Source organism: Arthrobacter sp. KN11-1C, from assembly GCF_052180225.1.
Taxonomy (GTDB): domain Bacteria; phylum Actinomycetota; class Actinomycetes; order Actinomycetales; family Micrococcaceae; genus Arthrobacter.
In genome coordinates this window covers 2,231,625-2,255,906 of the sequence record NZ_CP197467.1, presented here as the reverse complement: position 1 = coordinate 2,255,906, position 24,282 = coordinate 2,231,625, and the positions used below count along the sequence as shown (strand labels likewise).

Here is a 24,282-nt window from a genome sequence, read left to right as displayed (position 1 = left end):
TTTCGAAGGACAAAGTTCCAGCGCGTCACACGGTCATGAGGATCATGGCGCCCAAAGCGCCAGCCGAAGAGAGGGCCTCAACCGGTGCGGACGCGTGACGACGGTGTCCGCGGCCTTTCCCGCTGAGCGATTGGGAGGCCAGGACGATCGAGTAGGCGATGACCGCTGCCGCGAGGACAACTGCCAAGGCCGGGTTCACTCCACCCAGTCCTGAATGCGCATGGCTTGGGTGTACGGAACTGGATGGGGCTGCGGGAAGGGTGGTGACGAAAACGGCGAACATCGCCACCATGGACAAGGAACGGTGTATTTCCATGCCGCCGCGGCGATCCTTGGGCAGGAGCATCAGCGGTAACGGTGAAGTGAGAAGCAGCAGCAGGCCCCACACGACGCCCGGAAGGATGCCGGGCCCGACGGTCGTGTCCGCCATTGCCACGAGCATGAGTGCCATCGGTCCCCACTGGCTGAGGTTCCTGACCACGCCTTCGCGCAGGGGGCTCCAGATGCCGAGGGCGCAGCAGGCCAGCATGACTATCGAAAGGGTTGTGTGCATGGTGTTCACCGGTCATCGGTCCCGGAGCTACTCGTCTTCTTCGTCGCCGAGGTGGACGGCTGCCGGTCCCTCTTCGCCGTGCCCGATCCGTCGGTACACGCCGGGGTTGTTCCGGCGGAGGCGGAACGCCCAGGCGATCCCCACCAGCCCGGGCACGATGATCGTGGCCGGCAGGATGAACGTCAGCGCATTGGTCTCGTTTTGGCCCAGCAGCACGTTGAAGTTGAGCACTATCAGGACGAAGATCGCCGCCAGGAGCACGAACCCCAAGGCGGGAGCGATCACGCGGGTCCACAATCCGGCGTCATACCTGTTCTTGCGGAAGAATCCAATGACCGCCAACGAAACAACGGTCATCAAGAGGACAAGCCCCATCGCGCCGTCGTTGGTCAGCCAGGTGAACATGGTGAGGACAGGGTAGAGATCACCGAGCGAGGATCCGGTCCCGGCGATGGCGAACGCCACGGTGACGACGACGGCGATCACCGTCTGGGCGATCGAGCCGGCGTAGGGGGCGCCGCTGTGTCGCCGGACTGCCCCCAGCTTCCGGGGAAGGACTTGTTCCCGGCCAAGGGAGAAGAAGTAGCGCGCGGCGGCGTTGTGGAAGCTGACCAAGGCTGCGAACAGGCTGGTGACGAAGAGCAAGCGGGCCAGGTCGGCGAGGAGGACGCCGGCGTGGTCACTCAGGAAACCGAACATGAGGTCCGGTCCTTGCTTCGCGGAGGCATCGACCACCGCCGACGGTCCGGTTCCGACCGCCATGGCCCAGGAGGACACGGCATAGAACAGGGCAATGATGGCCACCGCCGTATACGTGGCCCGGGCGACGGTGTGCTTGGGGTCCTTGCTTTCCTCGCCATAGATCGCGGCCGATTCGAATCCCATGAACGCCGCGATGCCAAAGGAGAGGACGGCCCCGACGCCCGGGACAAAGAGGCTCTGCGGGCTCAGCGGCGCGCCGCTGACTCCCTCGGGCGCCACAATGAAGGAGGCGATGTCGTACACGATCACCACGAGGAACTCCAGTCCGACGAGCACTCCGAGGACCTTCGCTGACAGGTCCACCCGGTTCACGCCGAGGAACGCGACGACGGCGATGCAGACGAGCACCGGAATCCACCACGGGACAGTGGCGCCGAATCGTTCGTTGATCAAGCTCGAGACAGTGAAGCCGAAGAGACCGTAGATGCCGACCTGCATCAGGTTGTAGGCCATCAGCGCCACCATGGAAACACCGACGCCGACCGGCCGGGAGATGCCCTGGGCAACGTAGGAATAGAAGGCGCCGGCGTTGACGACGTACCGGCTCATGGCCGCGTAGCCGACCGCGAAAACCGCGAGGGTTCCGCCGAGCAGCAGGAAGGACAGCGGCACGCCGGTGACCCCGGTGACGCCAAACGTCGTCGTCACCCCGCCGGCGAGGACGGTGAGCGGAGCCGAGGCGGCAATGATCATGAAGGTCACTGCCGGGACGCCGAGACGGCGCCGATGGTGATGCGGGTGGTCCACCTCAGTGGTCTCTTTCCCGGTTGCTAAGCTCATTTCTGGACCTCCATGTGGCAGTGGCCGCCTTCGGCGGGCTTTGAGGCGGGGACATCGAGGACGGGGCTCCGATCGAAGAAGCCTTCGGGGCGCAGTTTGAAGCCCACGGTGTCCACGGGCATGATGGGCCAGTCCTCGGGGCGGGGGAAGTGAGTCAGCCCGAAGGTGTGCCAGACGACGATGTCCTGTCCGTCGATGTCCCTGTTGCCGGCAATGTAGGACGGCAGTCCGGCTCCTCCGCAGTGCTGGTTGACGAAGTCGCCGCTCGGGTAGCGCTCGTTCTCGTCGTAGCGGGTCACCCACAGATCCTTCGTAGCGAATGCTGCGCGCCGGGCGATGGACGATTCGGGGTCGGCCAGGAGCATGGGATGCCCTTGTCCGTGGAGTTTGTAGCCGACGGGGTCGCCCAGGCGGTTGAGTGATTCGGGATTGGAGATGATCCAGGCCCGTCCGGCCGCCATGTCGGACTCGCGCACGGCCTCCGCTTCGCTCTTGAGCACCGTCCGACGGCGGGCGAAGGCGTTGCCGCGCTCGTTGCCTTCCCCCATGGGTACGCGGACGGCGTCCTCTTCCTCCACCCTGTTGCTCAGGCCGTCGATGGCGAAGTCCAGGCGCGCGCTGAAAAGATGCTGGTGGAAGGGAGCCCCAAGTCCGGGGGCGAGTTCCGAGGCGTACGGGTAGCCCTTTCCGGGATGGGCGCTCGTGAAGACGACGCCGGTGGCCTTGGCCTCGAACTCGATGGTTCCATCGAGGTAGAGGTACCAGTAGAAGCCATAGTCGTAGTTGCCGATGGTCGTGAAGAAGCTGATGACGAGCCTGCGGTTCCGGCGGGTGTAGTTCACGCCGCTCCAGAGGTCGCTGTGCTTGGCGAGGATGCTCCAATCCTCTTCGTGCATGCAGATTCCGTTGCGGATTTCCCGTGGCCGGCCGAACGCGTCGCTGACTACCGGGCTGAGGTAGGTGATGTCGCCGAGGCAATCGCAGCCGAGCTCGAGGGAGTTGGCGTACTGGCCCACGAGGTATTCGCCGGTATCGAAGTAGTTCTGCCAGGAGCGCACGGGGGAGGGGTCGCCGTACGGAACCACCATTTCGGCGATGGAAGCGCGCTTGAGGATGCTGCGGCGGCGATCGCCGTCGTCGAACGCCACATTGTGGAGAACGACGCCTTCCCGGACATCGAAGCCGATGTCGAGGCTCCACTTCTCCCACTCGACGTGGTTTCCATCGTGGACTGTGAAGCTGGGGCCTTCCGGCTGGGTAATGTGGATCGGCTTCTGGGTAGTGCGCATCTGACCGGTCAACTCAGGGTCCGTAAAGTTGCCGTGTTCTTCCGGCACCGGGACCGGCCCGAAATCCAGGACCTGGTCCACCGTCTTGCTGACGACGTCGACGTACGCAACCAGCCCGTCCACTGGGTGGGCCCAGGCGCTGTCCCCGGGGAACTCCTGGACGAAAGCCAAACCCCGCAGGATCCGGCGGCCCTTCTCTCCCGGGTACTCGAAAACCCCGGCCGACAGGGGAGCGACCCTGACTTTGCTGACATCGAGGTTCCGGTCGGCCAAGGCCTTGAGCCATTGTTCGTCCTGGGCGAGGATCTCTTCGACCACCTCGAATTCTTCTTCGACCACCGGAAGCTCGCCCGTCACGGAGGTGTCGAGTTCCACTTTCGAGACCACTTCCCGATGTGTCACAGAGACCACGACGTCCTGTGCCGCACCGGTTGAAACGTTGTGGAGGAACGCCCTGAACCTGCGGTCCGGAGTCCCTGATTCGCGCGCCTCCGCACTCCGCGGTGGTTCAAGCAGGCCAAGATAGGCGATCCGGATGGAGCCGTCGAAGAGTCCGGCGTCGGACAAGATGCCCCTGACGGCCGTGATGTCTTCGGCACTAGTCAAGGCATAGGGAGACAGCCCGGTAAACGCAGCCATGTCGGCGATTTCGGTAGAGGAAGTTGTGCTCATGGAAGGCCTTTGTGAGTGGCGGTTTATTTTCTATGTGTGTAGAGAATAGCATCGTGTAATCTAAGTCACAACGGTTGTAGAAAAAAGATTTGGGGAACGCGTGCCGAAGATCGTAGACCACGACAAGCGCAGGGTAGAGCTCGTCGAGGCGACGTGGCGGATCATCGCCAGCAGGGGGATCGAGGGCGCCACCATGCGCGAGATTGCCATGGAGGCAGGCTTTGCCAACGGCGCTCTCAAGCCGTATTTCCCCACGAAAGACGATCTGTTGACGTTTGCCTTCGGCCACGTCTTCAACCAGACGAATACCCGCATGAGCGACTCCACTGCCGGTCTGCGCGGCCTGTCCGCATTGCGCAGCTATTGCCATGAAATATTGCCGCTCGACGCCGAAAGGCTCAACGAAGCGCGCATTGCGATTGCCTTCTGGCAGCGCGCACTGACTGACCCGGCGAAGGCCGCGCTGCATGATTCCTCGATGGAACAATGGCGTGAGGCCCTGTTCGCCAAGCTCCGTGAGGCCAGGGAGCTTGGCGAACTGAAGGAAGGACTGATCGACGACGACGTGGTCGGCGGGATCATGACGTTCGCGCTCGGTGCCCAGATCACGGCGACGCTGACGCCGGAACACCACTCAGCGGATCAGTTGCGGTCCCAACTGGAGACCTATCTATCGCTCATTTCATCCGAAGCGGCGGTCTCGCGCTAGCCGCTGGCCCTGTTGCCCCGCAAAGCCCCTCGATAGACTGGGTAGGCGCCGAAGAGACGCAGAGTTGGTTGCGGGAAAGGCAAGATCATGACCGACAGCAGCGGCGTCGAAGAACCCACTGAAGAAGAGAAGAGCGGACCTCCCGAAGAACCGGAACTCCGGGGCCGGTACGTCGAAGGCGACTACGGGAAAACGGGAACGCAGCCCGGGCGGCACTCCGAAGACGAAGAAGGCCAATACAGCGAGGGCGACTATGGCACCGCCGGCATCCAGGGCGGCTTGCCGGAACCCTTGGGCGGCAAAGCGAAGGACGCCGGGCGCTACGCGAAAGGCGACCTGGGGGATGCAGGAACAGTTCCGGGGCGCACGGCAGAGTCCGAAATCGGCCAGTACGCGGAGGGGGACTACGGCGCCGACGGGGCGGTGGGTCCGCTTCGTGGGGCAGCCAATCCACCGGCGCCGGCGGATGACGACGGCGAGGACTGACGGGGCCGGTCACCTCGGCCGGACCGGGTCTCTCGAGACAGGGCCGTGACATGGCAACTGAAAGCGACGGCGTTGGTTTCCGTTCCAAACGGGGCCCGGTACTCATAGCCCTGATGCTCTCGAGCGGCCTCGTCGCAATCGATGCCACCATCGTGGCTACCGCGGTGCCATCGATCGTCCATGAAATCGGCGGATTCTCCTCCTTCCCGTGGCTCTTCTCCGCGTACCTGCTTGCGCAGGCCGTCTCGGTGCCGGTCTATGCGAAACTCTCCGACATGGCGGGTCGCAAACCGATCATCCTCACGGGTGTTGGGCTCTTCCTGCTCGGATCGGTCCTCTGCGGGCTGGCCTGGAGCATGCCTGCGCTCATTGCCTTCCGGGTGGTGCAGGGCCTGGGTGCCGGCGCGGTCCTGCCCGTGGCCATTACGATCGCCGGCGATATCTACACCCTGGCCGAGCGCGCGAAGGTGCAAGGCTATCTCGCCAGCGTGTGGGCAACCTCCTCGGTTGTCGGCCCAACCCTGGGCGGGGTGTTCTCTTCGCTTGGAGTGTGGCGCGGAATCTTCCTGGTCAACATTCCGCTGTGCCTCGTGGCTGCATGGATGTTGGTCCAAAAGTTCCACGAGAACATCGAACGGGTAAAGCACCGCGTCGACTATCTTGGATCCGCCCTTCTTACCGTCACGTTGACCTTGACCATCCTCGGAGCCCTCGAAGGTGGCCAGGCCTGGGCCTGGGACTCTCCCATCAGCATCGCAGTGTTCGCCATTGGTGCAGTCTTGCTCGTTGCTTTCATCCTGGTTGAGCGACGAGCAGCTGAACCCGTCCTTCCGCCGTGGGTCGTTTCGAGGCGCCTCCTCGCCACGACCGCACTGATTTCCTTCGGTGCCGGAGCGGTCGTGCTTGGCCTCACGTCGTACGTCCCCACTTTCCTCCAGGGCGCGCTTTCAGTCTCGCCCATCACGGCGGGCCTCTCCTTGGCAGCCCTGACAATCGGGTGGCCGATCAGCGCCTCGCAGTCGGGCCGCTTCTACCTGCGGATCGGCTTCAGGGCCACATCGTTGATCGGGATCTCGGTCACCGTCATCGGTTCGGCGGCCCTCGCGATCACGGCCTACACACCGAACCTCGTCTTCGTCGCGGGCAGCTGCTTTGTGGCCGGGCTCGGTCTCGGCCTCCTTGCAACCCCGAGCCTGATCGCAGCGCAGTCCAGTGTCGAATGGCACGAACGCGGTGTGGTGACGGGCACCAACCTCTTCGCGCGGTCCATCGGCAGTTCGCTGGGAGTAGCAGTTTTCGGAGCGGTCGCCAACGCAATCTACGCCGGCCGTCCGGAGGGCGGAAAGAGTTCGCAGGCGATTGTGTTCGCCTCTGCAGCGGTCTTTCTCGCCGTGCTTGTGAGCGCCGCGCTGACCGTCGTCGCCGTCCTCGCAATGCCTCCCACGCCCGTGGAGGCCACCGCTGCGCAGCGCAAGGAACCTGCCCCGCGCCTCCAGAAAGTACGCCGAGCAAACGGGCGGGACGACGGTCCATAGGCTCGCGCCCCGGCTGCTTCGCCCCGGCTAGTAACCCGTCTGTTCCGAAGGCGGGTTGGCTGCGCGGCCGCCCTTACGGACAACGCGGACTTTCGTGGTCTGCGGCTCTGACTGTTCGGGGAGTTGGATGCGTACTTCGAGGACGCCATCCTCGTACGTTGCGATGATGCCGTCTTGGCTCACGCCGCGGGGCAGCGGGATGCTGCGGGACCGTTCGCCATAGCGGACTTCGGTGCGGTAGCCCTTCTTGTCCACGTGCTCGGCATCCTCTTCGCGTCGCGCCTTGATATGCAGGGTGTCGTCGGCGATGCTGATGTCGACGTCGTTCTCGGGGTCGATTCCCGGCAGATCCACCCTGACGACGAGCGTGTCCCCCTCTTGGTATTGCTCGATGCGGAGCGAAGAGTCGGATTCGCCTTGAAGGAAGCGTCGGAGCGGCTCCGGGACGTCGAGTCCACCGAGTCCGCCACGTCCGCCGCGTCCGAATAGGTTGTCCATGATGACCTCCTGGTAGGTACCGGCTGCGGGTCAAGACAGAAGTGCCGGGATGAGAAGAAAGCTACGCCTAGCAGGGTCCCGTGGGTAGCCCCCTCGGGACGATTGCGCGTGTCAGCTTTGATGGAAGTCGGGAGCCTTGGGTGCATCGAGGATTCCGGCGATCTTCTCCTCCAACGCAGCGATGGTCGCTTCGGGCAGGACAATCAGGCCGTCCAATTCGCGCCGGGCGCGCTTGTAGGCTGTCTGCCGCTCTGCCGGCGTCGCTGCACTGTCCGAAGCGATCCTGAGCAGCTTCCTGGCAGTCGCCAGCCGCTGACGCTCGGGCTCAGTGAAGTTGCTGTCCTTGATGCGTTTGGCTTCCCGCTCCGCCACATCGAATGCCAGTTCGTAGCTCCGGACGGCCGTGCGGTATTCGGCCAGCCGGGCCGCCGTCGTGATTTCTTCCGGCGATGCCGGGCGCAGGCCGTCAGCCTCCCGTTTGGCCCGAAGAAACGCCACGGTGAGCGGCTCGCGGACATCCGACATGACCGGAAAGTCTATGAGTTTGCCGACGTCGAGTTCGTAGTCAAGCCACCGCCGGTTCACTGCGTCGTGTGCCTCTTGCAGGCGCAGGACCTCGGTCTGGCTGGCGTGCTCCGTTTCGGCTGCACGGTTCTTGAGCTGATAGAGCTCCACCCGACGGCGGTGCCGGCGTTCGCTGGCCCTGGACCAGGACCGCGCCCAACCGCCAGCCAATCCGCTCAGGGGAAAGACCAGCCACCAGTAGCGGCTGACAAATTCGAGGAAGGGATTCACCGCTTCATCGTCCCACCGGCCCCGATGTGTCTCAAGGGGTCGCGGCTAGCCGACCTTCCGGAGCCAGTCAGTCAGGAGAGGCAAGACGACGGAGCTGTGCATCGCTCCGATGTGATCGAGGCCGGGAAGCACTCGCACATCCCACCCGGCGTCAAGCAGGGTTTGCTTGTGCGTCGTCAGGGGCTCGCCGATCTTTACGTGAACGTTGCCCCATGCGGGGCCGTAATCGATGCGGTCCTCCGCCCCTGCGAAGGCGAGGCGGGACAGGCCCGGCGGGACGTCGGCGGCGGAATCATCGAAGCCTTGAAGGGCTTCGTAAAGGGTGACGAATTGGCGGGTCTGTGCTTCGTTCGTTTGCACGGGCACCGAGTCCCAGTCTCCAGGCTCAACGTCAACCGTCGGTGAAGGAACGGCGTCGGCGGATTGTCTGGACATCGAGTGTGCTGCCCGTGTGACTGCCAACATGCTCTCGTACGGTCCATCGAGGGGTGGGAATCCGCCCATCACGAGAGCCCAGAGTCGGTCGGTGCGGATCGCAAGTTGCAAGCCGCAGAGTGCCAGCCAGGAGTAGCCGTAGTAGGCGAAGGTTCCGGCATCAGCGGCATCGGCGATTGCAAGGAGATCCACTGCGACGTTGCCGGGGGTAAGGGTGTCCGGTGCCGGGTGGGCCATGCGGTGACCTTCGTAATCGGCAACGACCACCCGGTGTGATCGCGCGAGTCCGTTCACCAGCGAGGAGCCCAAGTCCGGATCGGCGCCCCAGCGGCGCATCGTTTCGGCTTCCTCGGGCGGATAGGGGGCGAAGCGGGCCGGGACCAACAGGGCGCGTCCGTTTCCGTGCATGGTGACGGGGATGGTTGTGCCGTCGTGAAGAACGGCTTCTGCGGTGTCAATCACGGTTTGCCCTCCATTTGGGTGCGGCATCCTGGGATCAAGCTTGCCACGCTATTGCTGACAGGGCCCGTTGCAGTGGTCCGCGAACCCATCGACAGGCATCCTGGCCAGGAATAACCTTAAGCCGTCCCATTGACCGACGAGGATGACGGAGAGGTATCCGACATGGGAGCAGAAGAAAACGCCGAATTGGTCCGGCGGGGATACGAGGCCTTTAACGCAGGTGATCTGGCGACACTCAGCGAGCTGTTTGCTGAAGACGCAGTCTGGCACGTAGCAGGAAGCGGCGTGCTGTCCGGGACGAAGCAAGGACGCGACGCCATCCTGGCCTATTTCGGCGAGTTGGGAGCGCGCTCCCAAGGTACCTTCCAGGCGACGGTCCAGGACATCGTCGGCGGAGAAAACCACACCTTCGGACTACAGCAAACCCACGCCGAAAGCGACGGAAAAACCCTCGACATCGCGACTGCCATATCCTTCGTTCTCCGCGACGGAAAGGTTGTCGAGGGCCGGGAATTCTTCGAGGACACAGCCAAGGCAGACGAATTCTGGACTTGAATCCCGGAGGTGGATCCCGCTTGTGAAAACTCATTGACATCTCTGGTGGCGGGGTCTATTGCTTGGCATGTCCACACCCGTCGACACCAGCAAGGAGCAGATATGGAGCGCTATGGAGTCGTGCACTTCTTCGCAGGAGGCACGAAAGACCAATACGAGGCATCAATAGCCGCTGTCCACCCAGGAGAGGGACTCTTGCCCGAGGGCCAGACTTTCCACGCCGCAGGCCCGTCGGCAGGCGGTTGGACGATCATGGCCGTCCACGAGTCGAAAGAAAGCTGGGAGAAATTCCGCGACGGAATTCTCATGCCCCGCATGCAGGCAGGGATCGAGGGCGGATTCGAGTCGCCCCCGGAAGAGACCGTCGTCGATCTCTATAAGATCATGCCCTGACAATTCGAAAAAGCCGCCCCCAGGTCTCACGGGCGGCCTTCGACTCTCAGCGAGAGAATTGGAACGGAAACCCTCTGAAGCGACAGGAACATGCGCACGCTTGCCACATTCGATGAAAAGGACGAAGTGCATTGACACTCGATACATTGCCCGTGATCGATTTCTCCCGACTGAATGCAGGCCCGGAGGAGGCCGCCCGGTTCCGTGACGATTTGCGTGAGGCGATGCACGAGGTTGGCTTCCTCTACTTGGCGGGCCACGGCATTCCGCAGGAGTTGACCGACGCCATTCTCGATGTGTCGCGCCGCTTTTTCGAGCTGCCGGAAGAGGAAAAGCTCGCGATCGAGAACGTGCACAGCTCCCAGTTCCGCGGCTACACCCGCGTTGGCGGCGAGCTCACCGACGGCGGAATCGACTGGCGCGAGCAGATCGACATCGGCGTCGAACGGGATGCTGTTGAACCTGGCCCGGGTGTCGCCGAATATTGGCGCCTGGAGGGGCCCAACCTGTGGCCGGATGCGTTGCCGGAAATGCGGGAGATTGTCTCGGAATGGACCGAACGGCTGAGCACCATCTCGCTTGCGTTGCTGCGGGCCTTGGCACTTTCCCTCGGAGCGCCCGAGGACACCTTTGATGCGGCATTCGCGGCACGGGCTTTCCCGGTCCTCAAAATTGTGCGTTATCCCGGGGAATCGAACCCGGAACCCAAGCAGGGCGTGGGGTCCCACCGCGACGGGGGAGTGCTCACGCTCCTCCTGGTTGAGCCAGGAAAGGGCGGACTCCAAGTCGAGTACCAAGGGAAGTGGATCGACGCGCCCCAAGTGCCGGGGACTTTCGTGGTCAATATCGGCGAAATGCTCGAACTGGCTACCAACGGCTACCTCAAAGCGACGCTGCACCGGGTCATCTCACCCCTCCGGGGCACGGACAGGATTTCCCTTCCCTTCTTCTACAACCCGGCGCTCGACGCGACCATGCCGCAGCTTGCCGTGAGCCCGGAGTTCCAGGCAAAAGCACGCGGCTTGTCTGTTGACCCGACGAATAGTCCGATTCTGGAAACCTACGGGGAGAACGCCCTCCGGTACCGGCTTCGGGCCCACCCGAACGTCGTCGCGGAGCACCACGCCGACCTGCTGTGAGGTTAACTGCACGGTGCCGGATAATGGGGCCATGGACTTCAAATTGCTCACCATCCAGGACTGTCCGCACGGCTCGGCCGCCCGGGAACTGTTCTCCAGGGCCGTGGAACTGGAAGGACAGGACCCGGTCCTGATTGCTGCGCGGGAGATCGGGAGCGACGAAGAGGCCAAAGCCTTCGGATTCCACGGATCCCCGACGTTCCTGGTGGACGGGAAGGATCTCTTCCCGTCTACCTCAGAACCAGCCATGACATGTCGGGTCTACGGCACGGCCGGGGGCCTCTCGGGCCTGCCCAGCCTGGAATCGCTTCGACAAGCGATCCAGGCCAGGCTGGCTGCTTAGGATCAGCCCGGGACCTGTGCCGCTGAAACCACAGGGTGGTCCCGGCCCAGGTTTCCCAGCGCCGCTGCTCCCTGCGGGGATCCAAGTTCCTCGAAGAACTCGACGTTGGCCCGGACATAGTCCGCCCACTCATCCGGAACGTCGTCCGAGTAGTAGATCGCCTCGACCGGGCAGACCGGATCGCAGGCGCCGCAGTCCACGCATTCGGACGGGTGGATGTAGAGCGAGCGTTCGCCTTCGTAGATGCAGTCCACGGGGCATTCGTCGATGCAGGCTTTGTCCTTGACGTCGACGCATGGCTGCGCGATCACGTAAGTCATGACGCGCTACACACCGGTGTAAACGGTCTTGCCCCACGTGAAGAAGTCCAGTGCGGACTTGCCCTGCTCGCGGAAGGTGTTGGTGGAGGAGTCCTTCACGCCACCGAACGGCACGTTCAAGTCCAGGCCGGCCGTGGGACGGTTGACCTTGATCACTCCGGCCTGCGCCCGCGCGGCGAAGTCCGTGGACAGGGCCAGGGAATCGGTGCAGATGCCTGCGGTGAGTCCGTAGCGGGAGTCGTTGATCGCGGCCAGCCCGGCCTCGTAGTCCGGGACCTCCAGGACCGCGACAACCGGACCGAAGATTTCCTCCGTCACAGCGGCGTCGTCAAACGGAATATCGGTGAGGACAGCGGCCGGGAAGAGCAGCGCGCCGGAGGGGTCGCCGTCGTACTCTCCGTGAAGGAGGGTGGCGCCGCGTTCGACGGCGGTGCGCACCGCGGCCTGGTCCTGCTCGAACTGCTGGCTGCTCACCACGGCGCCCATCTTGGCGCCGTCGAGCCCGTCTCCGGCGGTGTAGCTGGCGGCCTCGGCAACAAGCGCTTCGAGGAACGCGTCGCGGACACCCGGGGTGACATAGACGCGGGAGGTTGCCGTGCAAGCCTGGCCCGTGAGTCCGAAGGCGCCGGCTGCGACGACCGCGGCGGCCTTCTGCGGATCGGCGTCGTCGAGCACCAGCACGCCGTTCTTGCCGCCCATTTCCAGCTGGACGCGGGCCCGGCGGCCATTCAGTATTTCCTGGAGCCCAAGCCCCACCTTGGTGGATCCGGTGAAGGACAACCCGGCGATGCGGGGATCGCGTGCCAAAGCGTCTCCGACAACGCGGCCCTTGCCGTGGACCACGTTGAAGACTCCCGCGGGAACTCCGGCGTCTTTCAGGGCGCGGGCGAGGTGCGTCGCGGAGAGCGGGGTAAGTTCGGCCGGCTTGATGACCACGGCGTTGCCGCTGATGAGTGCGGGGGCTGCCTTCCATGCCGGGATGGCGATGGGGAAGTTCCACGGGGTGATGAGCCCGACGACGCCGAGAGGCTCCCGCCGGGTAGTGATGGTGGTGTCCGGGAGGCCACTGGGAAGTACTTCGCCGGTGGCGGCCCAGCCGAGGGAACCGAAGAAGCGCAGCACGTCCGAGGCGCGCTTGACCTCTCCCTTGGCTTCGGCGAGGGTCTTGCCTTCCTCACGGACGAGGTCCTCGGCGATCGCGCTTTGGCGTTCTGCCAGCAGGTTGCCGGCCGTCATGAGGATGGCGCCACGGGCGGGAGCGGGAAGGGCTGCCCACGCCGGTTGGGCGGCGACAGCGGCTGTGATCGCCGCGTCGACGTCCTCGGCGGTGCCTCGCGGGGAGAGGGCAGCGAGTTCGTCCGGGCGGGCCGGGTTGATTCGCTTGATTTCGGGCTCTCCGGTCCATTCGCCGTTGATCAGGTGCTGCGCTGCGGCAGCATCCTTGCGGGTGGACGTTGCAAATTCGGTGGCGGTGGAAGTCATGGTAATCCTTTGGCTTGTGCGGTTGGGATGGGCAACTGCTGTTCAGGAGGAGGCCGGGCCTAGAGGCTCCGGATCAGGCCTCCGTCGCAGCGAAGCGCGACGCCGGTGATGTAGGAAGCCGGGGCACTGCAGAGGAAGGCGCCGGCGGCGCCGAACTCTTCCGGTTCGCCGTAACGCCGGGCAGGGATGGTCTTGCGGGATTCGAGTTGGATTTCCTCCGGTGTGGTGCCGCGGCGTTTGGCCGCCGCCCGGTCCAGTTCGGCGACGCGCTCGGTGCCGATGCGGCCAGGCAAGAGCATGTTGACCGTGACGGCGTCGAGGGCCACTTCGGCCGCAAGTGTCTTGAGGTAGCCGGCCAAGGCAGCGCGGCCCGTGTTGGAGACGGCGAGGTTCGGCAGGGGCGCCACGACTCCGCTGGATCCAATGGCCAGGATCCGTCCCCAGCGCCGCTCCCGCATTCCCGGCAGGATCTGCGAGACAAGGGCGTGGTGCGGCTTCACCAGCAACTCGAACGCCGCGGCGATGTCGTCGGAGCCAAGGCTCGCGGCAGCACCGGGTTTGGGGCCGGGGCCGTTGAGGACGAGGATGTCGATGGGACCGAGGAGTTCCACGGCGCGTTCGACGGCGGCCGTCACCCCGTCCAGGGTGCTCAGGTCCGCCTCGACGGCCACGGCGCTGTGGCCGTCGGCCTGCAGCTCCGCCGCGATTTTCTCGGCCAGTTCGCCACGCCGGCCCGTGATGGCAACCCGGACGCCCTCGGCGGCGAGGCCGCGCGCGACGGCCAGTCCCAGCCCTCCTGTGGAGGCGGCGACGAATGCGGTCTTTCCGCTGATTCCGAAATCCATTAGATCCCTCCTGCTGTGTGGGCGGCGGGGGTAAGCGAGAGATTCAATGCCTGGGCCGCTTCAGCCAGATGCGTCAGCATTCCGTTCCTGAGGACCTCCGGGAAAGGAGCCGCGGGCGGGCGGACGCCGGAGTCCTTGATGAAGCCCCGCTCGCGGAAGCACTCCTTCCGGACAGCCAAGGCGATCCGGGCCTGCTGCTCGAAGTTGATGAGCGGCAGGTAGGGGAGCAGCGCGTCCCGGGCGGAGTCGTAACCGTCCGACTGCCAGGCGCTGACGCAGGCAACGAGGGCTTCCGGGTAGGAGAATCCCGTCATGGCGCCGGCTGCACCGGCCACCAGCTCGTCCAACAGTCCTTGACCGCCCAACCCGCCGAACACGGAAACGTCGACGGCGGACGCGAGTTGGGCGATGGCCACACTGGTGGGTGGGGCCTCGGCTTTCACCGCGACGATGAACTTGCAGCTCTGGACCACGTAAATAAGTGCTTCGGTGCTGATGCTGACACCGCTGGCCACGGGGTAGTCCTGCAGGACAACTTTGGCCCCGGTGGATTGGTGGATGGCGTTCAGGTGCGCGATGACCACCTCCGGCCGGGCCGAATTGGCCTGCACCATGACGGCTGCGAGCCGGTCTCCCGCGACGGCCTGGGCAGCACGGATTTCTTCGACGGCGGTGCCCGTGAAGAGCGACGTCACACCCACCACGAGCGGCAATCGGGTCTCTTCGACCACCACTTCCAGCGCCAGGCTGCGCTCCGCTGCGGTCAGGGCAGCGGCCTCGCCGAAGACACCCAGGACAGTCAGCCCCGTGGCGCCGATGGATTCATAGTGCTCCACCAGCTGGGCCAGGCTGTCCGTGTCCAAATCGAGGGTGCTGCCTTGGAATGGCGTGGCGACGACGCCCCACACGCCGGGTGTCAGTGATTCCCGCATTGGATTGTCCTTCCGTTCGTGCTGAAGTTCGGTGTCTTGCATCCGTTCGTGCTGCATTCAGCGCCCCGGCCACACCGGAGGGCGCTTTTCCTGGAAAGCTCGCACGCCTTCGGCGGAGTCTTCGCTGTCCAGTGCGGCCATGAGGGCCGGCAGCCGGAGGCCGCGGGCTTCCGTGGCGCTCAAGTGGCTGGTCCGGCTGACCATTTGCTTGACGGCCCGGACGGAGCTGGGGGCGCAGGTGAGGATTTGGTCCACCCAGCGCTGCACCGCGGCGTCGAGCTCCTCCGCGGGAACCACTTCGTTGACAAGGCCCATCGACTGCATCTCCGCAGCCTCGGCCTTGCGGCCCGTGAGGAGCATGCCCATCGCTTGGGTGTAGGGGACGCGGCGCACCAGCTGGTGGATGCCGCCGTCGAGCGCCAAGCGCCCGACGCGCGGTTCGGTGAGGCCGAACCGGGCCGTGTCAGCGGCGATGACGATGTCGGCACCGAGGACGATCTCCATGCCGCCGCCCAACGCATAGCCGTTCACCCGGGCGATCACCGGAATGTCCAGGCTCGTGCGCAGGCTCAGTCCGCCGAAACCGTTGGGGTCAAGTTCCGCCCAGTACTGCAGGCCGGTCTTGTCCACGGCAGAGGCGGACATGTCCGCCCCGACGCAGAACGCCCGTGTGCCGGCGCCGGTGATCACGACGGCGCGCACGTCGGGATCGGCTTCGATCTGGGTCCAGATCTCGTTGAGCCGGGCCTGTGCTGTCCCGTCGACGGCGTTGAGCACGTGCTGGCGGTCGATGACCGCCGTGGCGACGTGGTTTTCGATGGTCAGCGTGACCTGGTCGACGATCTTCTTCTCTTCCATCGACACAGTCACCGGAGGACTCCCAACTTCTGCAGGCGTTCGATGGTTTCAGCGTCGAAGCCGTTCTCCAGGAGGACCTCCACATTGTGCTCTCCGAGCCGCGGCGCCACGCGCCGGACCGAAGGCGGCGTGGCGGACAGGCGAATCGGGGCATTGAGCATCTTCACGGTGCCCACGCCCGGGTGCTCGGCCTCCACGATCATGCCGTTGGCCGCCGTTTGGGCATCGGCCAGGGCTTGCTCCAGCGTGTGGACGGGCGCGTTGAGCAGGCCTTGGCTTTCGAGCTGGTTGGTCCAGTACTCGGTGGTGTTCGTCGCGATCCGCTCCCGGAAGATTGCCTGCAAGGCCGGCTTGTGCTTGAACTGCTGCTCCAGGTTGGCGAACTCCGGCCGCTGGGTAAGGTCTTCGTCCAGGCCCAGCGCTTCGGAAATCCGGGCCAGCGGGTCCGGGGTGAAACCGCCCACCATGCAGACGGCGCCGTCGGTGGTTTCGAAGACGCCGCTCAGCGGCATGGCGCCCCAGTTGACTTCGTAGCCGCGGTTGAGCTGCATGCACGCCTCCTGCATCTGCAGGTGGAGCATGGAGTCGTACATCGTCACCTCGACTTTTTGCCCGACGCCGGAGGCCTCCCGGGTGCGCAGTGCCAGCAGGATGCCCTGCATGAGGTGCATGCCCGTGATGTAGTCGCACAGCGTGGTGGGGTAGATGGACGGCTTCACGTCGTCCGACTCGCGCCGCCACATCACGCCCGAGTAGGCCTGTGCGATCGCATCCTGGCCGCCCTTGTGGGAGTACGGTCCAACCGGGCCGAAGCCCGTGCCGGAGGCCCAGATGATTCCCGGGTTCTCTGCCTTGAGTTCCTCGTAGCCGAAGCCCATCCGTTCCATCACACCGGAACGGAAGTTGCTGACCACTACATCGGCGTCGGCCATGACCCGGCGGAGGACGGCTTTGCCCTCGTCGGTGCGGGTGTCCACGGAAACGCTGCGCTTGTTCCGGTTGATGGACAGGAAGATCGGGTTGTCCTGGCCGTCCTTGTCCGGGAACGAGTTGCGCGAGATATCGCCGGCGCCCGGACGTTCCACCTTGATGATGTCCGCGCCGTAGTCGCCCAGGAGCTGGGTGCACGACGGTCCCATGAATACCTGGGTGAAGTCCACGATCTTGATGCCGTCGAGCGGCAGCGGGATGCCGTTCGGTTTGGCAGCAGCGTCGGCGGCCGCCGTCGTGGTTTCCTCGAACTCATCGAGAAGGGTGTCGGTGCTCATGCCCCCACCACCGCTTCGCTGTCGACGGTAGCGTTCGACGACGGGACGTCGCCCGGGTCTGCACCGTGCCGGCGCATGCCCTGCTGGATGTCCAGCGCGGAGACGTCGCGGACGAGGGTGCCGTTCTGGACTGCCAGTGCGGCGGCGACGCCGACTGCCTGGCCCATGGCCATGCAGGGCGGGATCTCGCGGGACATCTTCTGCGCTTCCGGGGTGGCCGAGTAGTGGCGGCCGGCGACGAGCAGCTGGTCCACTTCCTTGGGAAGCAGGGAGCGGAAGGGGTAGTAGTAATCGCGGCCGCGGGCCACCGTGTCCGCGAAGTGGCGGCGGGAGGTGACGTCGTCCTTCGTCATGACGTATTCGCCCTCGAGCAGGCGGGTCTGCCGGACGCCCATTTGGGAGGCGACGTCGAGCATGTAACAGTTCTCAAAGCCCGGCAGGTGGGCGCGGACGTACTCCACGGCTTCGGTGATCCGGTCCCGCGCGGCGAACTCGGCGGCGGTCATGTCCGCCGGGTCCACGCCGTCGTATCCGGTCATGTGGGGAGCGTTGCACCAGACGACGCCGTCGATGGGTGTCTTGAGCCACCACAGTTCCCAGGCGCCGCCAAGGAGCCGCTTGATGGTGCGGTTGATGGCGCGGGCTTCCTTCGGGTTGGCCTGCTCGAAGGCTTCAGCGGCGGCGGTGTCTACGTTGCCGAGGCGGAAGACGAGGGTGGTGAGGTAGCTGTCCTTGATGTGGCTGGCGCCGGCACGGGAGGCGACGTCGATGTCTCCGGTCGTGTCGATCACGATGTCCGCCATGAAGGCCTGCGGGCCGGACTTGGTCTCGCAAATGACGCCCTTCATGACGCCGTTGTCAACGATCGGGCGGGAGAACCACGAGTGCAGGCGAAGGTTGACTCCGGCTTCGCGGACGAGGTCGTTGGAGACCCGCTTCCAGCCGTCGGGGTCAAAGGCAGCGGCGTAGCAGATCGGCTTGGGGTTGGTGTGGGAGTGGAAATCGAAGGTGCCGTAGCGGCCCCACTTGTTCCAGAGTTCCTCGGAGGTCTTGCGGTCATCGGCCGGCGGAACGACAGCCAGGCCGAGCTTCTGCAGACGCTCGACGTACTCCGAAACGATGCCGGTCACCGTGATTTCCTGGCCGTTGATCATGTCGTCGAGCACCAGGACCATGCCTCCGGAGGCAAGCCCGCCGAGCGAAGAGTAGCGCTCGAGGAGCGTGACGGATGCACCGGACCGTGCTGCAGTGACGGCGGCGGCCACGCCGGCGGGCCCACCGCCGACTACGAGGACATCGGAGCGGGAGATGACGGGCGCGGTGAGATCCGCCGTCGTCGTACTGAGTTCCAGTGACGATGTGGTGGCAAAGGAGTTCATGGTGGAGGATCCTTACTTCCCGGCGGGCATGCCGTGGGCACGGTTGCCGGGGTATAGACGAGGTGCTCAGGAGGAGCCCGCAGCGATGCAATGCGGCGGACCAGGCCTGGCGAAGGGCATGACGAGTAGAGGTCCCGGGGGACCTGGACACGGAAAGGGAGATGTTTGCGAACGGACGTCCAAGGGTCCGTGCGTGTATGGGAGCGGGCGGCGTCTAACGCCGGCTGATCACCACACGTGAGGGGCGTTGACCCAGATTGCTACGCATACCTCTTCGTAGCTGTTTTTGTACCAGTGAGGCGTATCCGAGGAGAAAGTGATCGAATCGCCCGCCTCAAGCGTGTAGCACTCACCGTCGAGGAAGATGTCCTTCCTTCCCGACAGGATGATGCCGAATTCCTCGCCGCTGTGGCGAAAAGGAGTGGCGCTGGTGTCGTGGCCTGGCGGACTCACGATCCATTGGGCCTCCAGCGCACCGTTGAGGTCCGGGGTCAGGAGCTCATAGACTGCCTCTCCCACGGACTTCTTGGTGACGCCCTTGAGGTTTCGCCGCTCCGATTTGCGGACAACCGGCGACTTGGTTTCTTCCTGGCCGAGGAAAAACTTCCCCACCGGAATGTCCAGGCCGTGAGCCAGTTGTGCAAGGGTGGTAAATGATGGGTTAGCCAGCCCACGTTCGATCTGGCTGACGATCGCCGGGCTGAGACCGGTGATTTCCGAGAGTTTGGACAGGGTCATCCCCTTGTCCTTCCGCATCGTACGGACCTTGTTGCCGACAGTTGCCAGAAGCGCGCTTGTGCCGGCGGGTGAGGATGCCGTGATGATCTCGTTGGTCATGATCCAGCTTTCTCTCGGTGAGCTGACTCACATAACTATAGTGAAAAATTTTAGCGAATCAATGGTTTGGTGAAACTTTTCTCTCTCGCCCCGCTCATCAGCCCCCTCGCGGCGCAGGACTCTCCGGCGCTGGCGGCGCCACGAGGGCTATTTATCAAAAAGCATTGACCTGGTGAATATCTTCAATATAGTTAAGTGAGTCGCATCACGTGGGGAAGTTTGCAACACGATCGACAGACGCGGGCGTTCAGCCTTCTGGCGGAAGGCCCAGCCCAGCCCCACGTCCACCCTCGTGTTTCCCTGCTGATCCTGCGACACCCAAGCAAGCCATCCACTCCCTTTCCGGACTGGATGTCCCCGTTTGCTTCAAAGCGCTACGAAGAGGCACGCGTAGCTATCTGGGCTAACTCGCTTCCCATGAGGTGAGTTGGTTCGGCCCTGCCGAACCAAGCCAAAATGATAGTTTCGATCACCGTCCATACCCCCTGGATATCAACGGTGATCCGTACCCTCACGCACCAGAAGGTGCGGAGGAAGGAAAGAATCATGACTGACACTGTCGTCAAGAATGGCCCGGAGAGCGCCCGGAAGTCCCGGCTCTCTCCGGAAATCCGCCGTGGGCTGCTGGGCCTCGGTCTCGGGAACACCCTTGAGTGGTACGACTGGATGGTCTTCGGACTCCTGTCGGCCTTCATCGGGCCAAAGTTCTTCCCCTCGCAGGACCCCACCGCCGCGACGCTCAACGCCTTGGCGGTCTTCGCCGTCGGCTTTGCGTTCCGTCCGCTGGGCGGCGTCCTGCTCGGTACTTTCGCCGACAGAATCGGGCGTCGAAAAGTGATGCTCTGGTCCATCATGATGATGGCCATCACCACGCTGGTCATCGCCCTGTGCCCGACGTACCAGCAGATCGGCGGCGCTGCCGGCATGATCCTCCTGGTCTGCCGCATCGTCCAGGGCATCTCCACCGGTGTTGAGGCTCCTCTTTCCACCGCACACGCCGTGGAACTGGTTCCGGTGGGACGCGAAGGGTTCGTCGCAGGCATCATCTCCTTCTTCGTCAACTCGGGCATCCTGCTCGCTTCGCTGGTCAGCTACCTGTGCAGCCTGATGCTCAGCGGCGCTGTCATGGCCGACTGGGGATGGCGTGTTCCCTTCATCGTGGGCGCAATCTTCGGATTCATCGTGGTCTACCTTCGCCGGACCCTTCCGGAAACCATGCGGCCCGAGGAGCTTGCAGAAAACTCCTCCAAAGCGGTGTGGGGCGGAGTGCGCAAGCATTGGCTGAGCGTACTGGCCATCACGTTCGTCGTTGGAGCGGCGCAGGCCTACAACTACGCCTGGAATACGGGACTGCCCACCGCGGCCCGCAGCAGCTTCAAAGAAGACGCAACCGCCGTCTTCGCCCTCACCACCATCCTCGGAGCGGTGCTGGTTGTCGGTAGCCTGGTTGTCGGCAAGCTCGCCGACGGCAAGTCGATCTCGAAGTGGTTCCTCATCACCCGGGCTCTTTCCATTCCTTCGGTCTTCCTGATGCTGATGTACGTCCGTCCGGGCATCGGTGGATTCGCCGCAGTCCTCCTGGGCGGCTCGGTTGTCCTGGTCCTGAACATGACCCTGTACAACGTCGTCACCAGCTCACTGATGCCCAAATCCTGCCGTGGCGCCGGAACGTCCCTCGGTTATGGAATCGGCGTCGCCATCTTCGGCGGCACGGCTTCCTACCTCCTGGTCTGGCTCCAGTCCATGAATGCATCGTGGATCTTCCCGGTTTACGTCGCAGTACTCTCCGTGCTGAGCATCGTGTTCTACGTGCTCGCCCGGCGGAAGAACGGCATCTTCATTGGAAGCTAGGAAGGTGATCTCGTTCGACCTCAGCCAGTCCGACGTGGAGCTCTACACCGCGGCCCGTCAGCTGCTTCTCGCGGCTCACCATGGCGAGAACCACCGGGTGGCCGCGGCGATGCGGGGCGAGTCAGGGGCGATCTACCTGGGCCTTCACATCGGCTCGAAACGAATCAACGTATGCGCCGAATCCAGCGCCCTCGCCAATGCCCGGATGGCACAGGAAGCCTCCATCCGGTCGTCCGTCGCAGTGAGCATGGACGAACACGGCGAACCCCAGGTCACCAATCCTTGTGGGGTGTGCCGGGAACTGCTGCGGAACTATGGGCCTGAGGCAACTGTCCTGGTTGATGCTGGGGGAGAGGTCGGAAGTATCGGCTTGGAGGAACTCCTGCCGTATCCCTGGATGCGCGCCACCGAGACGGAATGGACCACCCAACCGCCAGGCGCCGGGAAGCCTTACTAAATCCGATGGAAAAGGCCGGGACGTGGGGTCCCGGCCTTTTCTGCTGTTCTGCGCTATGTGGCCGGCTTCTCTTGCTACTTGACCGGGCTCAGCCATCGCTTGGATGCCGGCGCTTTGTGGCCGCGCCTGCGAACGACAATGGTCCGGCCGAGCCAATTCCGGCCGCGTGGTGGCCCCTCTTCGGCCAAGGCCGGCGCGGAGGTTTCCGGTGCTGTTCCGGATGCCGCCGGCTGGACCGGGCACAGGTCTGTGATCAGTCCCATTCCGGCACATGCCCGCACTTCGCGGATTCCCGCCACCGCAGCTCGTTTGGACTCAAAATCCTTCGAGACGGCCATGACGGTCCCGTCCGCCGCCTTCAACCGGAAGCGGTAACGTTCCCCGGCATCGACAAACAGTTCAAACTTTCCTGCCACTTGCTGACCTCCCCCAATAGAGACACGTGGTCTATAGAGACACGTGGTCCTTATTGGACCGTACTCGGCAGTCACCGAAAATGCAAAGCACCCTTAGTGTTTTGGGTTGAGGCGCCAGGGCGGTGTCGGATCCGCGGCACGTGGTTGCCGGATGAAGTGCTGACGTGTAGTTTTGGCGATGCAAAGTAACCTTAGTAATACCCGCCACCGCCGGGTCCGCGGTTCAGCAGGAGGTACAGCAGTGGGTATCGGATCATCCATCTTCCTTATCGCGATAGGCGCCATCCTGGCCTTCGCCATCCCCGGAGATGTCGTGTCATTCATCGACCTCCATATGGTCGGCTACATCCTCATGGTCGTCGGCGTCATCGGCTTGCTCGTTTCCCTCTTCGTGTTCGGCCCGCGCCGGACCCGCCGAATCAGCGAAAGCCGCGCCACAGTCGACCCCGTCACGGGGGACCGTATCGTGACCCGGGACACCCGCGACGGCGGTATCTAGCAACAGCAGGAACGAAAGGGAGGGTCGGCACGCCGACCCTCCCTTTTTCAATGCACCCGCACGGCAATCGGACGCGCCGTTGCCGACGGCCGGATCCGGCAAGCTGGCTGGCCTCAGTCCAGGCGCCGGCTCCTAACCGCCATTGCCCTTGCCATTGCCGTTGCCCTTGTGGCGCCCCGGCGCCGGTGCCACGGGAACCGGCGCAACCGGCGTCGACGTCTCAACGCTCGGTGACGGCGTCGGCGTCGGGCTGGAGATGCTGGGAGTGGGCGTTGGCGTTGCCGAGACGGAGGGTGCCGGAGCGGCGGGAGCGGGCGGCTGGATGGCGCTGACGCCAAAGATCACCAGGGCCGCGGTCAGCAGGACGGCCCCCACGGCCCACGCCACGCCGCGCGGACGCCTCAGCGCCTTTCCTCGCCATGGGCGGCTGTTGCGTACGGCCGGCGCGACGACGGTGGTGTCGCCCGCGCTTTCGCTCGCCACCGGCTGAACGCGCGTCTGCGTGATTGCGTTGGCTGTGCGGGGCGGACGGTCGGGCATGCGGGGAAATGCCTGAGTGGCTCCGACGCCGCGAACGGGGATCGCCGCAGGGACGCCGGTACTGAAGCCGTTCCGCAGGGCTTGCTCAACGTCCCGTGCGGCAGGTCGTGCGGAGGGTTCGCTCGACGTCATGGCGGTCAGGAGGTCAACCCACTGCGTTCCAAAGGTATCGGGCACCCGTGGCGGGCGGTGGAGCCTCGCAACGGCCGACTCCACGCTGGTTCCCGGGTATTCGAGCTTTCCGGTCAGGCATTCGAGGAGGACAAGTCCCAGGGAGTAGACATCGCTGGCCGGTCCGAGGGCAGAGCCAGTGGCCTGTTCCGGGCTCAGGTAGGCGGCGGTTCCCACCATGGTGCCTGTTGCAGTCAAGCGCGTGCCCTCGATGATGCGGGCGATTCCGAAGTCGGTGAGCTTGGGCCGGATGGGGGATCCTACGGGGGCATCAGGAAGGAGGACATTCGCAGGTTTGATGTCGCGGTGGATGATCCCGCGCCCATGGACGTATTCCAGGGCCGACGCCAGGTCTGCCCCGATGTGGGCTACGTCCTGGGTGGTCAGCGGGCGGTCCCGGAGCCGTGCATACAGGTCCGGACCGTGAATCAGTTCCATGGTGAGGAATGTCCTGGCATGCTCCGGATCCCGATGGTCGGTACCGGCGTCGAAGAGAGTGACGAGTGACGGATGGTTGAAGGTCGCCAGGAGCCGCATCTCGTTCTCATGCCGGGCAAGCTCGTCCGGGCCGCCCAGCAGGGGAGCAAAGAGTTTCAGGGCCACCTCGCGGCCCAGCCTGTCATCCCGCGCCCGGTACACCGAGGCCGTCGCGCCCCGGCCGATCAGGGTTCCCAGCCTGTACCGAGCTGCTACCAGCGCATCGCTGTCTCCAGTGATGAGGCGATCCGGCACGCTCACACCTCGCTTTCTTCGAACCGACGGAGCCCGTACAGTCTAGGCCCCCTTTGCCTGGCCGCGGACATTCGTCCCCATTGGGGTAATCGTCCCGCACGGAGGCAAGGGTACGGTCCGGCCGAAAGTCCCCCGGCGAGGTGAACGGTGGGTGAACAAATGCTCGATTGTTGCTCCGAAGGGCTGATTTCGAGCGGCTTCTGTGCCTAGCTTGGCTGCGGGAGTTCCGATACCGGAACGCGCGGTGAGGCAACCGCAACCCAGTCCGTGAAATATCCAATGAGCAATC

26 protein-coding genes are annotated in these 24,282 nt (G+C 64.3%); 10 read left to right on the top strand and 16 right to left on the bottom strand.

The genetic code is table 11. The features are described 5' to 3' along the window. Positions 1 to 25: 25 nt before the first annotated feature. The 3 genes from ACSBOX_RS10535 to ACSBOX_RS10525 are packed head-to-tail and all read right to left on the bottom strand — an operon-like array spanning position 26 to position 4,056. On the bottom strand, positions 26 to 553 hold the full coding sequence (locus ACSBOX_RS10535) for a hypothetical protein (RefSeq protein ID WP_442545926.1): 528 nt from the start codon (positions 551 to 553) through the stop codon (positions 26 to 28). A 27-nt stretch (positions 554 to 580) separates the two neighbouring features. Then, a complete protein-coding gene (locus ACSBOX_RS10530; RefSeq protein ID WP_442545925.1) occupies positions 581 to 2,095 on the bottom strand; it encodes an APC family permease in 1,515 nt (504 codons plus the stop codon). Then, on the bottom strand, positions 2,092 to 4,056 hold the full coding sequence (locus tag ACSBOX_RS10525) for a primary-amine oxidase (protein ID WP_442545924.1): 1,965 nt from the start codon (positions 4,054 to 4,056) through the stop codon (positions 2,092 to 2,094). Before ACSBOX_RS10525 ends, ACSBOX_RS10530 begins: the two co-directional genes overlap by 4 nt. 100 nt (positions 4,057 to 4,156) lie before the next feature. Here ACSBOX_RS10525 and ACSBOX_RS10520 point away from each other — a divergent pair, with 100 nt between their 5' ends. From ACSBOX_RS10520 to ACSBOX_RS10510, 3 genes are all read left to right on the top strand, one after another. Next, positions 4,157 to 4,765, top strand: a complete 609-nt coding sequence (locus ACSBOX_RS10520) for a TetR/AcrR family transcriptional regulator (RefSeq protein WP_442545923.1) — start codon at positions 4,157 to 4,159, stop codon at positions 4,763 to 4,765. Between the two features lie 87 nt (positions 4,766 to 4,852). Beyond that, complete coding sequence (locus ACSBOX_RS10515; RefSeq protein ID WP_442545922.1) at positions 4,853 to 5,251, top strand: hypothetical protein; 399 nt, start codon at positions 4,853 to 4,855, stop codon at positions 5,249 to 5,251. Between the two features lie 50 nt (positions 5,252 to 5,301). Beyond that, positions 5,302 to 6,786, top strand: coding sequence for an MFS transporter (locus tag ACSBOX_RS10510; RefSeq protein WP_442545921.1), 1,485 nt, complete (start codon positions 5,302 to 5,304; stop codon positions 6,784 to 6,786). Positions 6,787 to 6,813: 27 nt separating this feature from the next. Here ACSBOX_RS10510 and ACSBOX_RS10505 read toward each other — a convergent pair whose 3' ends face one another. The 3 genes from ACSBOX_RS10505 to ACSBOX_RS10495 form a co-directional block, all read right to left on the bottom strand. Next, on the bottom strand, positions 6,814 to 7,284 hold the full coding sequence (locus ACSBOX_RS10505; protein ID WP_442545920.1) for an Hsp20/alpha crystallin family protein: 471 nt from the start codon (positions 7,282 to 7,284) through the stop codon (positions 6,814 to 6,816). Between the two features lie 111 nt (positions 7,285 to 7,395). Further along, the gene (locus tag ACSBOX_RS10500) at positions 7,396 to 8,079 is read right to left on the bottom strand and encodes a hypothetical protein (protein WP_442545919.1); all 684 of its coding nucleotides are present in this window, start codon (positions 8,077 to 8,079) and stop codon (positions 7,396 to 7,398) included. A gap of 45 nt (positions 8,080 to 8,124) precedes the next feature. Next, positions 8,125 to 8,976, bottom strand: coding sequence for an alpha/beta hydrolase (locus tag ACSBOX_RS10495; protein ID WP_442545918.1), 852 nt, complete (start codon positions 8,974 to 8,976; stop codon positions 8,125 to 8,127). Positions 8,977 to 9,138: 162 nt separating this feature from the next. On the opposite strand from ACSBOX_RS10495, the gene ACSBOX_RS10490 reads away from it, so the two are divergent. From ACSBOX_RS10490 to ACSBOX_RS10475, 4 genes are all read left to right on the top strand, one after another. Beyond that, entirely contained in the window at positions 9,139 to 9,531 is a 393-nt protein-coding gene (locus tag ACSBOX_RS10490) for a nuclear transport factor 2 family protein (protein WP_442545917.1), read from the top strand. A gap of 102 nt (positions 9,532 to 9,633) precedes the next feature. Continuing rightward, positions 9,634 to 9,924: a hypothetical protein gene (locus ACSBOX_RS10485; RefSeq protein WP_442545916.1), complete on the top strand. Its 291-nt coding sequence runs from the start codon at positions 9,634 to 9,636 to the stop codon at positions 9,922 to 9,924. Positions 9,925 to 10,055: 131 nt separating this feature from the next. Further along, on the top strand, positions 10,056 to 11,063 hold the full coding sequence (locus ACSBOX_RS10480) for an isopenicillin N synthase family dioxygenase (protein WP_442545915.1): 1,008 nt from the start codon (positions 10,056 to 10,058) through the stop codon (positions 11,061 to 11,063). A 31-nt stretch (positions 11,064 to 11,094) separates the two neighbouring features. Continuing rightward, positions 11,095 to 11,406, top strand: a complete 312-nt coding sequence (locus ACSBOX_RS10475; protein ID WP_442545914.1) for a hypothetical protein — start codon at positions 11,095 to 11,097, stop codon at positions 11,404 to 11,406. A gap of 2 nt (positions 11,407 to 11,408) precedes the next feature. Here the strand turns inward: ACSBOX_RS10475 and fdxA are convergent, their stop codons facing one another. The 8 genes from fdxA to ACSBOX_RS10435 all read right to left on the bottom strand — a co-directional run bounded on the left by fdxA (position 11,409) and on the right by ACSBOX_RS10435 (position 19,327). Then, positions 11,409 to 11,726 carry a ferredoxin gene (fdxA, locus tag ACSBOX_RS10470; RefSeq protein ID WP_442545913.1) on the bottom strand — a complete coding sequence of 106 codons (318 nt, stop codon included), beginning with the start codon at positions 11,724 to 11,726 and terminating at the stop codon, positions 11,409 to 11,411. A 6-nt stretch (positions 11,727 to 11,732) separates the two neighbouring features. Continuing rightward, the gene (locus ACSBOX_RS10465) at positions 11,733 to 13,208 is read right to left on the bottom strand and encodes an aldehyde dehydrogenase family protein (RefSeq protein ID WP_442545912.1); all 1,476 of its coding nucleotides are present in this window, start codon (positions 13,206 to 13,208) and stop codon (positions 11,733 to 11,735) included. Positions 13,209 to 13,267: 59 nt separating this feature from the next. Then, the gene (locus tag ACSBOX_RS10460) at positions 13,268 to 14,053 is read right to left on the bottom strand and encodes an SDR family oxidoreductase (RefSeq protein WP_442545911.1); all 786 of its coding nucleotides are present in this window, start codon (positions 14,051 to 14,053) and stop codon (positions 13,268 to 13,270) included. Continuing rightward, positions 14,053 to 14,985: a dihydrodipicolinate synthase family protein gene (locus ACSBOX_RS10455; RefSeq protein ID WP_442545910.1), complete on the bottom strand. Its 933-nt coding sequence runs from the start codon at positions 14,983 to 14,985 to the stop codon at positions 14,053 to 14,055. The genes ACSBOX_RS10460 and ACSBOX_RS10455 overlap by 1 nt, the downstream gene beginning before the upstream one ends. A gap of 57 nt (positions 14,986 to 15,042) precedes the next feature. After that, positions 15,043 to 15,843 (bottom strand): enoyl-CoA hydratase-related protein, encoded by an 801-nt coding sequence (locus ACSBOX_RS10450; RefSeq protein WP_442546016.1) that lies wholly within the window; start codon positions 15,841 to 15,843, stop codon positions 15,043 to 15,045. Positions 15,844 to 15,851: 8 nt separating this feature from the next. Continuing rightward, positions 15,852 to 17,111, bottom strand: a complete 1,260-nt coding sequence (locus tag ACSBOX_RS10445) for a CaiB/BaiF CoA transferase family protein (RefSeq protein ID WP_442545909.1) — start codon at positions 17,109 to 17,111, stop codon at positions 15,852 to 15,854. After that, positions 17,108 to 18,490: an FAD-dependent oxidoreductase gene (locus ACSBOX_RS10440; RefSeq protein WP_442545908.1), complete on the bottom strand. Its 1,383-nt coding sequence runs from the start codon at positions 18,488 to 18,490 to the stop codon at positions 17,108 to 17,110. The genes ACSBOX_RS10445 and ACSBOX_RS10440 overlap by 4 nt, the downstream gene beginning before the upstream one ends. A 228-nt stretch (positions 18,491 to 18,718) precedes the next feature. Beyond that, positions 18,719 to 19,327 carry a helix-turn-helix domain-containing protein gene (locus ACSBOX_RS10435; protein ID WP_442545907.1) on the bottom strand — a complete coding sequence of 203 codons (609 nt, stop codon included), beginning with the start codon at positions 19,325 to 19,327 and terminating at the stop codon, positions 18,719 to 18,721. Between the two features lie 546 nt (positions 19,328 to 19,873). On the opposite strand from ACSBOX_RS10435, the gene ACSBOX_RS10430 reads away from it, so the two are divergent. Both ACSBOX_RS10430 and ACSBOX_RS10425 read left to right on the top strand, forming a co-directional pair. Beyond that, a complete protein-coding gene (locus ACSBOX_RS10430; protein ID WP_442545906.1) occupies positions 19,874 to 21,178 on the top strand; it encodes an MFS transporter in 1,305 nt (434 codons plus the stop codon). Between the two features lie 4 nt (positions 21,179 to 21,182). Continuing rightward, complete coding sequence (locus tag ACSBOX_RS10425; protein ID WP_442545905.1) at positions 21,183 to 21,635, top strand: hypothetical protein; 453 nt, start codon at positions 21,183 to 21,185, stop codon at positions 21,633 to 21,635. A gap of 74 nt (positions 21,636 to 21,709) precedes the next feature. Here ACSBOX_RS10425 and ACSBOX_RS10420 read toward each other — a convergent pair whose 3' ends face one another. Further along, entirely contained in the window at positions 21,710 to 22,051 is a 342-nt protein-coding gene (locus ACSBOX_RS10420) for a YegP family protein (RefSeq protein ID WP_442545904.1), read from the bottom strand. 241 nt (positions 22,052 to 22,292) lie between these two features. Here ACSBOX_RS10420 and ACSBOX_RS10415 point away from each other — a divergent pair, with 241 nt between their 5' ends. Next, a complete protein-coding gene (locus ACSBOX_RS10415) occupies positions 22,293 to 22,550 on the top strand; it encodes a DUF6458 family protein (RefSeq protein WP_415984111.1) in 258 nt (85 codons plus the stop codon). A gap of 132 nt (positions 22,551 to 22,682) precedes the next feature. On the opposite strand, the gene ACSBOX_RS10410 is transcribed toward ACSBOX_RS10415, so the two are convergent. Beyond that, positions 22,683 to 23,999 (bottom strand): serine/threonine-protein kinase, encoded by a 1,317-nt coding sequence (locus ACSBOX_RS10410; RefSeq protein WP_442545903.1) that lies wholly within the window; start codon positions 23,997 to 23,999, stop codon positions 22,683 to 22,685. Positions 24,000 to 24,282 lie beyond the last annotated feature (283 nt).